This window comes from Gordonia sp. JH63 (assembly GCF_009856645.1).
Taxonomy (GTDB): Bacteria; Actinomycetota; Actinomycetes; order Mycobacteriales; family Mycobacteriaceae; genus Gordonia; species Gordonia hongkongensis.
Genome location: NZ_CP047235.1, coordinates 3,275,580 through 3,288,329 on the forward strand (window position 1 = coordinate 3,275,580; position 12,750 = coordinate 3,288,329).

Here is a 12,750-nt window from a genome sequence, read left to right on the forward strand (position 1 = left end):
CTCGGCGGTGTGGCGGGCCGGTCCTCCGGCTACAGCACCGCGTTCAGCGCGGCGGAGTTGGCGGCCGAGAAGTTCTCCTCGTGCCGCGTCTGGTACTCGTTCCATGCGGCCGAGTCCCAGATCTCGAGGTGATCGAAGCTGCCGAACACCACGCACTCCTTGGACAACCCCGCGTACACGCGATGGTCGCCGGACAGGCTGATCCTGCCCTGACCGTCCGGTCGCTGCTCTTCCGAACCGGCGAAGAACGTCCGCTGGAACGCGCGCAGATCAGGGTCGTTCCGAGACGCCTCGACGATCCGAGCGGCTATCGCGTCGAACTCTTCGGTCCGGTACACGGACAAGCTGTGATCTTGGCCTTTGGTGACCACTACCCCTCCTGCCAGTGCATCGCGGAACTTGGCGGGCAACGTGAGCCGCCCTTTGTCGTCCAATTTGGGCGTGTAGGTACCGACGAATCGCACGGACACGTCGACACCTCCTGCCCACCGGGTTCCGCGTCGTATCTCGCCTCACCCAGTGCTGCCACAGTACCCCACTTTCCACCACTTTCCACCCCCACCGCCCCCGCATTCACCCACTGACAGCAAATTCCCAGTTCAGGGAGCTCAAGTTGACAATGAACGCGCGTGTCCCCGGCGCGTCACGGGCCGAAAGAAGCGCATCAAGCGTGTGACCAGAGACACCGATGAGGTTCGAGAGGCGGGAAATCCAGGCATAGATCCTCTAGTGGGGCAAAGTGGGGCGTCCCGGTGGGGAGAAGTGGGGATCGCCGGTGGGGAGAAGTGGGGATGCCGGCAAAGAAGAGCGAGGACCGTCGACTGGGCGTCCGATCCCGTCGATCGTGCGCCCGAATCCGTCGGCCGTGCGCCCGAACCCGTTCAGCGTGCTCTGGAGAGCGATCGAGGACATGAAAGAGCCGCGTGCCCGAAGGCACGCGGCTCAGTCGTATGCGAAGTTGCGGGAGTCGGTCAGCCGATCGACGAACGCGGAGTCGGGATCAGCGGATCACTCCTGCTCGAACCGGCGATTGAATCGCTCCTCCATGCGCTCCGACAGCTTGCGCTTGGCGCCGGACGACCCCGGTTGCTTCTTGCCGGACCTGGTCGACGACGAGCCCGCCTCGGCGGTGTTGTTGTCTCCCCAGAGAGCGAAGAGGCCGGCCCCGAACATCACCAGGAAGCCCAGGAGGCTCACGATCGGGAATCCGCCGATGTTGATGTTGACGATGAGTCCGCCGACCAGCATCACCAGGCCGACGACGAAGACCGCTGCCGCCTGCAGGCGACGACGACCGCTCGACTTCCCAAGGCGCCGACGCTTGACACTGGACGCAAACTTGGGGTCTTCCGCGTACAGCGCGCTCTCGATCTGTTCGAGCATGCGTTGCTCGTGCTCCGAAAGTGGCACCGACCCTCCTTCTCACTGATCCGTGACGCCGACGAAGGTCACCCGCGACCGGAAAGGCGTCTGCGCCTATATCGTCCCATGATACGAGGTGAAATCGACCGCGACCACCATTACTCGCTGTTGCCGACGACCGGGCGGTGCCAGAAACCGCAAAGTGTGGCCGGATTCACGCCGTCGCGCCGATCTGCGGCGCTTCGGCACCGAGTTTTCCTTGCTCGTAGGCGATGACCATCGTCTCGACCCGACGCAGGAAGTCGAGGACGAGCAGCCGCATGCCGGCGACGCTGTCGGGGTCGATCGTGCGGATGATCCCGGACTCGATCTTCATCCGAACCGGCGACAGCGCGGCGAACCGGGCGGCGATCGGCGCCAGCTCGGGGGCGACCACACCGATGCGGGTCCAGGCGTTCGACGTCCTGCGCCGCACGGTCCCGACCGGTTCGTGCACGGCAAGGGCCGCGCCCGAGGCGCGGAGTGCGACGAGGTACAGCTGGCGGAACCGCTCGACGTCGTCGTCGACGCCGTCGGCATTGTCGAAGAGCACGTGTGCGCGCTCGAGGAGATCGCGCGCTCGACCGACCATCACCGGGTCGACGGGCGCCGCGTGGGTGAGAGCCGTGGCGCTGCGGTGTCTGGCCATGTCGTCCTCCTCGTGCGTATGGGCTGTGTCCGGCGGCAGACGCTTCCCTCGTCCGCCGCCGGACCGTGTCGTCGGATGAACGCGAACAGCTTGCGGAGGCACATTCATCGAACATCCGTTCGACACGTTCAATATAGCTATCCCGGCGTCGGCGTTCAAGACATCTGTGACCCGAAACCCCCGCCGGGGAGTACAACGCCACCACCTGCGGGCCGATTCCTGCCGAGTGTGCATCATCGATAGGACAATTCCCGGAAGTGGCCTGCGACGCGATGCCCCCGGCAGAGGGCGGCCCGCCCCAGCGGCAGCCGACCTCGTCCGCAGGTCGACGACGCAGGACGAACGATGCAGAGAACGGAAATCCGTTGACCATCCGCCTGGTGAGCCTGAGTGGCCAGGACGCCCGGGCCTGGCTCGAGCCGGCCCTGGAGATCTACGTGACCGCGATGAATTATCCGCGCGGTACGGAGATCCATCGGGCCGGGCTCTGGCGCGAACACATCGCGCGGCCCGGATGGCGTGCGGTGGGCGCGGTCGAGACGGTGACCCCATACGAGGCGCGGACCATGCCGGCCGCGCGGCGCCGGGTCGGTCCACCGGTCGGCTTCGGACCCGACGACCTGCTCGTCGGCATCGCCTACGGCTACACCGGCGCGACCGGTCAGTGGTGGAACCAGCAGCTGCGGCTCGGACTCCGCCAGACGGGCCGACCGCCCGAGACGGTCGAGGCGATCGCGCGCGATTACTTCGAGCTCACCGAGCTGCACGTCCACCCGACCGCCCAGGGCCGTGGGATCGGACAGGCGCTCCTCGCCCGGCTGCTGGCCGATCGGCCCGAACGCCATGTGCTGCTGTCGACCCCGGAGATCCCCGCCGAGGACAACCGCGCGTGGTCGTTGTACCGGCGGATGGGTTTCACCGACGTCCTGCGCCACTTCACCTTCACCGGCGATCCGCGTCCGTTCGCGTTCCTCGGCCGTCCGCTCCCCCTGAAACTGCAACCCCCGGCCGCCGCCCGCCGCGCCGGTACCGGGAGCTGACGATGCACGGCACCCGGCGTGACGCCGTCGTCATCGGCGCGGGCCACAACGGCCTGATCGCCGCGGCCTACCTGGCACAGGCCGGACGGGATGTGGAGGTACTCGAGCGGGACGACATCCCCGGCGGCGCGGTCTCCACCGTCGAACGGTTCCCCGGCCATCGGGTCGACCGGGGGTCGTCGTCGCATCTGATGATCCGTCACTCCCCCGTCCTCGACGACCTCGACCTCGCCGCGCACGGCCTGCGCTACGTCGACTGCGATCCGTGGGCGTTCGTCCCGGCCACCGCGACCGCCCCGCCGATCGTCTTCCGCACCGACCTCGACGCGACGTGTGCTTCCATCGAGAACGCCTGCGGTGCAGCCGATGCCGCCGCATATCGACGGTTCGTGGAGACGTGGACGCCGCGGGCGCGGGCGGTCATGGATGCGTTCTACCAACCCGCGACGATGGGGAAGTTCGGCCGGGCCTTCGGCGGGCTCGGCGGCACCGCCGCCACGGCACGCACGGGGTTGTTCGGCCGGCGCGGCGGCCGGGTGCTGAACCTGACCGCCGAGTTGATGGCCTCCGGCGATTCCCTCCTCGACGAGTATTTCGAGTCCGAACAGCTCAAGGCCGGACTCGCGTGGTTCGGCGCCCAGTCCGGACCGCCCATGAGCGCACCGGGCACGGCGCCGATGATCGGATTCGCCGCACTCATGCACCGAATCCCGCCCGGACGCGCGATCGGGGGCAGCGGCGCCCTCACCGAGGCCCTCGTGCACCGAATCCACCAGGACGGCGGCCGTGTCTCCTGCGGCGACCCCGCGGTCTCCGTCGCCCGCTGCGGCGACCACTGGCGGGTGCTCACCGGCACGGGTCAATCCCGTTGTGCCGCAACAGTCATCCACGCCTGCCACGTGCTCACCACGCTCGACCTCCTCGCCGCCGGCGGTTTCGACGCGGGCGTCATCGACCGCTGGCGACGCGCCATCGTCGTGGGCAGCGGGATCGGGATGGCGGTTCGCCTGGGGACGACCGGCCTGCCCGACTACCAGGGGCTGCCCGGCGACCTGCCCGAGCACGGCGTCCATTCGGCTCTCGGACTGCTGGTCACCGACCGCGCCCACCTCACCCGAGCCCATGCCGCGGCGTCGGTGGGCGAGCTCCCGCCGCGCCCGGCTGTGGTCGCGATGAGCTATTCGGCGATCGATCCGACGCTCGCGCCCCCGGGCCGCTCCGTCATCAATCTCTGGGCACAGTGGCATCCGTACCGGCTGGCCGACGGCGACTGGCCGGCCGCGGCGGACCGCGCCGCGAAGGCCGTCGTCGACGAGGTGGACCGCCACGCGCCCGGTTTCGCCGAGTCGGTCGCGCATCGGTACGTCCAGACGCCGCGAGATCTGGCCGATGAGCTGGGCCTGATCGGCGGCAACATCATGCATGTCGAGATGTCCATCGACCAGATGTTCATGTGGCGTCCCACCCCCGACCTCGCCGGACACCGCGTCCCCGGTGCCGACGGCCTGCTCCTCGCCGGAGCGTCGACTCACCCCGGCGGAGGTGTCACCGGCGCGAGCGGTTACATCGCCGCCCACCTGGCGCTGCGACGCGGGCGTCGGGGTCTCGGCCGTCGGCCCTGACACCGCCGACACCCGACGCGGCGCGGTGTGACGGGTGCCCCGCGGTCCGGCCGGGGTCTGGCACGATGAGCACCGTGCGTTCGTCGAATCCCGTACCGGGTGCGCCCGGGTCCCGCCGAGCCCGGCGCCTGTTGCCGTCCGCGGTGGCCGTCGCTCTCGTCGCCCTCTCCCCGCTGATGGCCGGTTGTCTCGAACGGTCGACGACGGTGGGAGATCGCTACTCGGGGAGCGTCGTCGTGGCGACCACCCCGGACAATCCGCGCGGGACACCGCAGTTCGACCTCCCCGAGTCGATGGTGGGGCAGGTCTCGGTGACCGACTACAAACAGGTGCCCGATCGTCCCGAGGCGCCGTCGTCTCCGGGCGCCGGACCCGAGAACACGGCGGATTCCCCCTCCCCCTCCGAGCCCGCCGGAAACGACGAGGCCGGCGCGGACGAGAACCCCGCCGAGGACGATCCCGCCACGCGCGTCGGAACGCGGGCGTCGTTCAGCGATCTCACCGCGGGACAGTTCGCCCAGCTGGGCGACATCGTGGCCGACGCCTACGGCGACACCTCGCTGACGATGGACCTCACCGCCAAGCGCAGCGGGGAGGTGGTGCGGTTCCGCGGCGACGCCGATCTGACCGAGCTGGTCCCGGACCGCGACTACGTGCAGCTGACCGTCACCTTCGGCGGTCCGGTGACCGCGACGAACGGCGAGCAGGTCGGCGAGTCCACCGTGACCTGGACCCCTGCTCCGGGTGAACCGTCGGACTTCAGCGCCGATGCCACCTATCCGGACCCGGCGACCGCCGCGGTCAGCAGTTGGTCGTGGTTCGTCGCGTTGCTGTGCGTCGTGGTCGTCCTGGTGATCGTCCGGATCGCCTACTCCAAGCGGTATCGCGGACCGCGGCCCGGACGTCCGGTCGCGGCGAAGACAAACCCTTCGTCGATCTCGGGTGAAGGACTCGCGGCTGCCGCCGATCCCGTGTCGGGTCCGTCATCGGCATCGCCGCCCGCGGATCGAAAGCCACCCGCGGGCACATGATGCCGCGCCGGACCGGCGTCGACACCGGTCCGGCGGAACAGCTTCGGCCGTTCAGGCCGGGACGTGCAGCGCGGCGTCGACGTCCACGCCGAGTCGGCCCAGGACCTCCGTCGTGGCCTTGGCGAAGTTCAGACTGCAGAAATGCAGGCACGGCGCACCCTCGGCGACGAGTCGCTGTGCCATCTCGGTGGCGAAGTCGATGCCGACGGCACGGACCGACGCGCGGTCCTCCTCGGCGCCGTTGCCCGCCGCTTTGGCGAACCGCTCCTCGACGTCGGGCGGGATCACCGATCCCGACAGCTCGACCATGCGACGGACGGTGGCCAGCGACGTCACCGGCATGATGCCCGGGATGATCGGCTTGAGTCCCTGCTCGGGGTCGGCGGCCGCGACCCGGTCGCGCAGCCGCAAGTAGTGCTCGACGTCGAAGAACATCTGGGTGATGGAGTACTCGGCCCCGGCCCGCAACTTGCTGACGAGTGTGCGGGTGTCGTGTTCGATGTCGGGCGACCGGTGATGCGTCTCCGGGAACGACGCCACCCCCACGTGGAAGTCGCCGAGGGTATCGATGAGCCGGACCAGTTGCTCGGCGTACTCGACGCCGTCGGGATGGGCGACCCACTCGCCGAGCGGATCGCCGGGCGGATCGCCGCGGAGCGCGAGGATGTTGGTGATGCCCTGGTCGGCGTAGGCACCGACGAGCGCGCGCAGTTCCGCGACGCTGTGATTGACGGCGGTCAGGTGGGCCACCGGCAGCAGCGTGGTCTGTGCGGCGAGCTCACCGGTGATGCGCACCGTGCGATCCCGCGTCGAACCGCCGGCACCGTAGGTCATCGAGACGAACGCCGGGGACAACCGCTCGAAGATGCGCACCGCCCGCCACAGCCGGGACTCGGCCTCGGCGTCACGCGGCGGGAAGAACTCGACCGAGAACGGGACCGGGCCGCGGTGCGGAGCGGACAGGCGTTCGACGATCGAGGGTGCGGGAGCGGTTGGGGTCACCCGCACAGTGTACGGAGCAGGTCGCATAGCCTGGCAGGGTGACCTCCACGATCCCCACGCCCAACTCGCTCGATGCGGTTCCGGGCGCCGTCGAGGCCGAATTACGCGCCTTCTTCGACGACGCGGTCCCGGCCGCCGCCGCGATCGCACCGGTGGTCGGTGAGGCGGCCGAACTGATCCGGGAGTTCGTTCTGCGAGGAGGCAAACGCATCCGACCGGTCTTCGCCTTCGCCGGGTGGCGCTGCGGGACGTCGTCGTCGGACCGTGCCGTCGCCGGGGCCGCAGCCGAGGACGACGCCCCCGGCCCGCGGGACGCGCTGCGCGTCTGCGCCGCACTCGAACTCGTGCAGGCCTGCGCCCTGATCCACGACGACATCATCGACCGGTCGGACACCCGGCGCGGGTACCCGACCGTGCACCGGGAGTTCGAGTCACGGCACGCGAGCGCGGAGTGGGCCGGGGACTCCGGCGCCCACGGGGTCGCGGCCGCGATCCTCGCCGGCGACTTCGCGCTCGCCTGGGCGGACGACCTGGTCCACGGTCACCGGCCGGGGGTTTCGACAGGCTCAACCGGCGGGGACCGCTCAACCGGCGGGGACCGCTCAGCCGGCAGGGACCGCTCAACCGGCAGGGACGGCGACCACCCGCTGCCCGCGGAGGTGGGCGCGACGTGGGCGGCGATGCGGACCGAGGTGCTCGGCGGCCAGTTCCTGGACATCGTGAACGAGGCCGGCGGCGACGACTCGACCGAGGCCGCCTACCGGGTGATGGAGTTCAAGACCGCCGCCTACACCGTCGCGCGACCGCTCGAGCTGGGTGCGCGACTCGCCGGTGCGTCCGAGCAGCTGGTGTCGACGCTGCGTGCGATCGGGCACGACCTCGGCATCGCCTTCCAGCTCCGCGACGATCTGCTCGGCGTCTTCGGCGATCCCGAACGCACGGGTAAACCGTCCGGGGACGATCTGGTCTCGGACAAGCACACGGCCCTGCGCGCGATCGCGCTGCAACGCGCCGATGCGGCCGACCCGGCCCTCGGCGCGCGGTTGCGCTCCTACTTCGGCCGCCGGCTCGACAGCGACGAATTGGGTTCCGCGCGAGACCTGTTCGTCGAGCTCGGCGCGGTGGCCGAGGTGGAGAACTCGATCGACGAGCTGTTGGGGTCGGCGTTGACCGCACTCGACGTCGCCGACATCGGCGACGACATCCGTGCCGAGCTGATCGCGGTCGCCCATCGCGTCGCGCACCGTCAGGCGTGAGCACTTCCGTGACAGGTGCCGCCACGGCCGGTCGGGGCGATCTGATCCTCGGCGCGATCGGGTCCGTGCTGGTCTGTCTCGGCAGCTTCGGGGTCGGCGACCCGCCGCGCAACTCCGCTCTTCTCTCCGATCTGGGTCTGAGCTGGATCACGTACGGGCACGGCAAGAACGTCTTCGGGACGCTGTTCTGGCTGGGCGTGTTCCTCATGGTGTTCGGGTGGGTCCGGCTGGGGCGTCGGATCATCTCCTCCACCACCGACACCGCGCCGACGACGCGGACGCTGAGCCGATGGGTGCTCGTGTGGACCGCTCCCCTGCTCGTCGCGGTGCCGGTGTACTCGCGCGACGTCTACGCCTATCTCGCCCAGGGCGCGGTGTTCGGCGCCGGTTTCGACCCGTATGCCGACGGTCCCGCCCACCTGCCCGGTCCGCTCGTCGACAGCATGGCGCAGGTCTGGGCGACCACGACGGCACCGTACGGCCCCTTCTTCATGGGCATGCTGCGCGTCGTCACCGAGATCACCGGCGACCAGGTCGTCCTCGGCGTGCTGGCCATCCGGCTGGTGCTGCTGCCCGGACTCTTCCTGTCCCTGTGGGCGATCCCCCGATTGGCGGAGCGGTTCGGGGCCTCCCCGCAAGCCGGACTCTGGCTGGTGCTGTTCAATCCGCTGGTCCTGATCCATCTCGTGGCGGGACCGCACGTGGAGCTGCTGATGATGGGCGTCCTCGTCACCGGGATCGTCCTGGTGGTCGACGGCCGGCACGTGGTGGGCGCAGCCGTCCTGGCGCTCGCGGTGTCGATCAAGATCACCGCCGGCATCGCACTGCCGTTCGTCCTGTGGATCTGGTTGTCGCACATCCGTTCCCGGCGACCGGTGACCGTCCGCGACGTGGTGACGGTGTTCGCATCCATCGTCGGGATCGCGGTCGCGGTGTTCGGCCTGTGGACCCTGGTGATCGGCTTGGGACTCGGCTGGCTCACCGGCCTGGGGTGGGCCGACGTCATCATCAACTGGTTCACCATTCCCACCCTCGCCGCCCATGTCGTGACCCTCGTCGCGGCGCCGTTCGTCGCCCTCAATCTGCAACCGGTGCTGGAGGTCACGCGGGCAATCGGTTCGGTGGTCCTCGCGGTCACGCTGGTCGCGCTCTGGTGGCGCCACCGCCACGACGTGCGGGACGCGGTCGCCGGGATGGCGTGGGCGATGCTGGCTGTACTCCTGCTCGAGCCGTCGACGCTGCCCTGGTACTACACGTGGGTGCTGGTGATCGCGGTGGCCTTCGACCTGCCGATGTGGGTGCGGGCCACGGTCGTCGGTGCCTCGACGTTCCTGCTGATCGTGTTCCAGCCCGACGATGCGATCGTCTTCTACAAACCTGTCGAGGTGACGCTGGCGGCCGCACTGGCCGGCGTCGCGGCCTGGTCGCTGACCCGTCGGGACCCGTTGCGGCTGGGCCGGTTCGGGAGGTGGGCGTGGGGCGCGACCCCGGCCGGCGAGAGCGCTCTTGCGTCGGATGTTGTTGCGGAGACCGGCATCGAGGAGTCGGAGCGCGCCGATGCCGAGCCCCGGGAATCCGGACCCCGGGGGTTCGGGGACGGGGCGTCGCTCAGAAAGCCTGGGCCTGCGCCCGGCGGATGACCTCGCGGGCCAGATCCGTGTGCAGCGCTGCCGCCGGGTGGAGTCCGAGATCTTCCTGCTCGGTGAACAGCCACTCCATCACCTCGTCGCGGGTGTAACCGCCGTCGATCAGGACCGCCACGAGCCCGTAGAAGTGTTTCGCGACGCCGCCCTCGTCCACGAAGAGCGCCGGAATCGCCGGGTATCCGTTGTGGGAGACCGCGAGCAGGTGATGGTCACGGATGAGTGTCCGCACCCGGTTGGTCGACACCCCGAGGCGGTCGGCGACATCGTCGATCGACAGGAACTCGGTGTCGGAAGGCAGAGTGTCAGGCGACAACGGTAGGGAACCCACGTCGAAAGGGTAGCCGGTAGTCGGGAGCGGGAGAAACCGTCGGGTCGCGACGACATGACGAACGAGACCCGCGAACGCCCCGGCGGCGACACCCTCGGTCGGCATCGTGCCGATGCTCTCGACCGGCCCGGGCTGCAGGTAGATTCGGCAGCGTGAACTCCCCCGTCGACACGATGCTCGGGACCGTCCTCGAGGACCGGTACCGGATCGACGCGCCCATCGCGCGAGGCGGCATGTCGGCGGTCTACCTCGCCGTCGACCTGCGGCTGGGACGCGACGTGGCGGTGAAGGTGATGGACTCCCGGTACTCGGGAGACCCACAGTTCTTGCGCCGCTTCGAGTTCGAGGCACGCGCGGTCGCCGGCCTCAAACATCCCGGGCTCGTCTCGGTGTACGACCAGGGCATCGACGACGGCATCGCGTTCCTGGTGATGGAACTGGTCGACGGGGGCAGCCTGCGCGAACTGTTGCGCGAGCGCGGCCCGATGCCACCCCATGCCGTCGTCGCGGTGGCCGCGCCGGTACTCGGCGGGCTCGGCACCGCACATGCCGCGGGTCTGGTGCACCGGGACGTGAAACCCGAGAACGTGCTCATCTCCGACGAGGGCGAGGTGAAGGTCGCGGACTTCGGACTGGTGCGAGCCGTGGCCGAGGCCGGGGTGACCTCGGCCAGCGTGATCCTCGGGACCGCTGCCTACCTCTCCCCCGAACAGGTCGAGTCCACCCACGCCGACGCTCGCAGCGATGTCTACTCCATGGGTGTGATGATGTTCGAACTCCTCACGGGCAGAACACCTTTCTCGGGCGACTCACCCCTGGCCCTCGCCTACCAGCGACTCAGCTTCGACGTGCCGGCGCCGGGCGACGTGATCCCGGGGGTGCCGGAGGAGTTCGACGAGATCGTGCTGCGCGCGACCGAACGCGACCCCGCCGATCGATATGCCGACGGCTTCGACATGCAACGGGCCCTGCTCGCCGTCGCCGACGAACTCGACCTCCCGCCGTTCACGGTGCCCGCGCCGCGCCGGTCGGCCGAGCGTCAGACGGTGTCGCGCTACCGGGGCCCCGATCCCGGCGGCCATGGCACCCGGGTCCAGTCGGTGCCCGGCCCGGCGCGGCCTGCGGACACAGCCACACCCGTGGAGCGACCTGCGGCCGAGCGCGACGACGTCGGCTCCGCGCCGCGTCCGGTGACCCGTCGTACCTCACGGCCGATGGCCGTCGAGCCCGAACTCATCGGCGGCAGCCGGCTCGGCGCGCTGGTCTGGATAGTCGTCGTGCTGGTGCTGGTCGGCGGCCTCGGCGCCCTCGGTTTCTGGGTCGGCAGCACGTTCCTGGCGATCGGCTGATGCCCTGCTCCCTCAGCCGCGCAGCATCTCCGCGACGAGGAACGCCAGCTCGAGCGACTGCTGCGTGTTCAACCGCGGATCGCAGGCGGTCTCGTAGCGTCCCCCGAGGTCGAGATCCGAGATCTCCTGTGCGCCACCGAGACATTCGGTGACGTCCTCGCCGGTCAACTCGACGTGCACACCACCGGGATGGCTGCCCAACGCGCGATGCACCTCGAAGAACCCCTGCACCTCGTCGACGATGCGGTCGAAGTGCCGGGTCTTGAAGCCGGTCGACGCCTCATGGGTGTTGCCGTGCATCGGATCGCACTGCCAGATGACCTTGTGGCCGGTCGCCTCGACGGCGCCGACGATGGCCGGCAGCACGTCGCGGACCTTGCCGTTGCCCATCCGCGCGACGAGCGTGAGTCGCCCGGGCACGTTGTGCGGATCGAGACGCTCGACGTATTCGACGGCCTGCTCGGGCGTCGTCGTGGGCCCGATCTTGACGCCGATCGGATTGCTGATGAGCTCCGCGAACGCGATGTGGGCGCCGTCGAGCTGGCGGGTCCTCTCCCCGATCCACAGGAAGTGGGCGGAGAGGTCGTAGAGGACCTTGCCGGCACCCTCGGGGTCGTCGGCCAGCCGCAGCATGGCGCGTTCGTAGTCGAGGACGAGCGCTTCGTGCGAGGCGAAGATGGAGGCGGAGTTCAGATTCGAATCGGTGACGCCGCAGGCGTCCATGAACCGCAGGCCGCGATCGATCTCGGACGCCAGGGCCTCGTAGCGTGCGCCGGCCGGTGACGTGCGCACGAACTCGCGGTTCCAGTCGTGCACCCGGCTCAGATCCGCCTCGGCCTGGGTGAGGGCGCGGACCAGGTTCATCGCGGCCGCGGCATTCGCGTAGGCGCGCACCAGCCGGGACGGGTCGTGTGCCCGCACCGCCGCGTCGGCCACGAATCCGTTGACCATGTCGCCGCGGTAGGAGGGCAGCCCCAGGGCGTCGGTGTCGGATGATCGCGGCTTGGCGTACTGGCCTGCGATCCGGGCGACCTTGACCACCGGCATGCTGGCGCCGTAGGTGAGCACGACCGCCATCTGCAACAACGTGCGGATATTGCCCTTGATGTGCGGTTCGGTGTTGTCGGCGAACGTCTCCGCACAGTCACCGCCCTGCAGGAGGAATGCACGCCCCTCGGCGACGTCGGCCAGCTGCGCGGCGAGCGTCTGGACCTCGGCGGGCATACAGATCGGCGGGACCGACTCGAGGACGGTCCGCATCTTGCGCGCCTCGTCCGCCGGCCAGCTCGGCTGCTGTACCGCCGGGCGGCTGATCGCGTCGTCGAAACGCGTCTGGAGATCCCCCGGAAGCGGCGGGAGCTCGGGAAGGTCGTCGATCGGAACGTCTACGGTCCAGTTCACCACCCGTCCAGGGTAGAGGAGACGT

At 69.6% G+C, this 12,750-nt stretch carries 12 protein-coding genes; 6 read left to right on the plus strand and 6 right to left on the minus strand.

Translation table 11 applies throughout. The features are described from left to right. Positions 1-29: 29 nt before the first annotated feature. The 3 genes from mraZ to GR168_RS14540 all read right to left on the minus strand — a co-directional run bounded on the left by mraZ (position 30) and on the right by GR168_RS14540 (position 2,050). Positions 30-470: a division/cell wall cluster transcriptional repressor MraZ gene (mraZ, locus tag GR168_RS14530; protein WP_058251706.1), complete on the minus strand. Its 441-nt coding sequence runs from the start codon at positions 468-470 to the stop codon at positions 30-32. Positions 471-1,008: 538 nt separating this feature from the next. Further along, complete coding sequence (locus tag GR168_RS14535; RefSeq protein ID WP_159371053.1) at positions 1,009-1,410, minus strand: DUF3040 domain-containing protein; 402 nt, start codon at positions 1,408-1,410, stop codon at positions 1,009-1,011. A gap of 166 nt (positions 1,411-1,576) precedes the next feature. Beyond that, on the minus strand, positions 1,577-2,050 hold the full coding sequence (locus GR168_RS14540; protein ID WP_058251704.1) for an SAV_6107 family HEPN domain-containing protein: 474 nt from the start codon (positions 2,048-2,050) through the stop codon (positions 1,577-1,579). A gap of 365 nt (positions 2,051-2,415) precedes the next feature. Between GR168_RS14540 and GR168_RS14545 the strand changes: the two genes are divergently transcribed. From GR168_RS14545 to GR168_RS14555, 3 genes are all read left to right on the plus strand, one after another. Then, positions 2,416-3,090, plus strand: coding sequence for an N-acetyltransferase (locus tag GR168_RS14545; protein ID WP_078112824.1), 675 nt, complete (start codon positions 2,416-2,418; stop codon positions 3,088-3,090). Between the two features lie 2 nt (positions 3,091-3,092). Further along, a complete protein-coding gene (locus GR168_RS14550; RefSeq protein ID WP_159371054.1) occupies positions 3,093-4,712 on the plus strand; it encodes an NAD(P)/FAD-dependent oxidoreductase in 1,620 nt (539 codons plus the stop codon). A 65-nt stretch (positions 4,713-4,777) separates the two neighbouring features. Next, positions 4,778-5,743 carry a DUF3153 domain-containing protein gene (locus GR168_RS14555; RefSeq protein WP_159371055.1) on the plus strand — a complete coding sequence of 322 codons (966 nt, stop codon included), beginning with the start codon at positions 4,778-4,780 and terminating at the stop codon, positions 5,741-5,743. Positions 5,744-5,794: 51 nt separating this feature from the next. Here the strand turns inward: GR168_RS14555 and GR168_RS14560 are convergent, their stop codons facing one another. After that, positions 5,795-6,772, minus strand: coding sequence for a methylenetetrahydrofolate reductase (locus tag GR168_RS14560; RefSeq protein ID WP_058251700.1), 978 nt, complete (start codon positions 6,770-6,772; stop codon positions 5,795-5,797). Between the two features lie 11 nt (positions 6,773-6,783). On the opposite strand from GR168_RS14560, the gene GR168_RS14565 reads away from it, so the two are divergent. Together GR168_RS14565 and GR168_RS14570 are read left to right on the plus strand one after the other, a co-directional pair. Next, positions 6,784-8,001, plus strand: coding sequence for a polyprenyl synthetase family protein (locus GR168_RS14565; RefSeq protein WP_159371056.1), 1,218 nt, complete (start codon positions 6,784-6,786; stop codon positions 7,999-8,001). An 8-nt stretch (positions 8,002-8,009) separates the two neighbouring features. Beyond that, positions 8,010-9,641: an alpha-(1->6)-mannopyranosyltransferase A gene (locus GR168_RS14570; RefSeq protein WP_159371939.1), complete on the plus strand. Its 1,632-nt coding sequence runs from the start codon at positions 8,010-8,012 to the stop codon at positions 9,639-9,641. On the opposite strand, the gene GR168_RS14575 is transcribed toward GR168_RS14570, so the two are convergent. After that, positions 9,610-9,975, minus strand: coding sequence for an Rv2175c family DNA-binding protein (locus GR168_RS14575; protein WP_058251861.1), 366 nt, complete (start codon positions 9,973-9,975; stop codon positions 9,610-9,612). The genes GR168_RS14570 and GR168_RS14575 overlap by 32 nt on opposite strands. 152 nt (positions 9,976-10,127) lie before the next feature. On the opposite strand from GR168_RS14575, the gene GR168_RS14580 reads away from it, so the two are divergent. Beyond that, positions 10,128-11,324 carry a protein kinase gene (locus tag GR168_RS14580; RefSeq protein WP_159371057.1) on the plus strand — a complete coding sequence of 399 codons (1,197 nt, stop codon included), beginning with the start codon at positions 10,128-10,130 and terminating at the stop codon, positions 11,322-11,324. A gap of 12 nt (positions 11,325-11,336) precedes the next feature. Here the strand turns inward: GR168_RS14580 and GR168_RS14585 are convergent, their stop codons facing one another. Continuing rightward, positions 11,337-12,728, minus strand: coding sequence for a 3-deoxy-7-phosphoheptulonate synthase class II (locus GR168_RS14585; protein ID WP_068970557.1), 1,392 nt, complete (start codon positions 12,726-12,728; stop codon positions 11,337-11,339). Positions 12,729-12,750 lie beyond the last annotated feature (22 nt).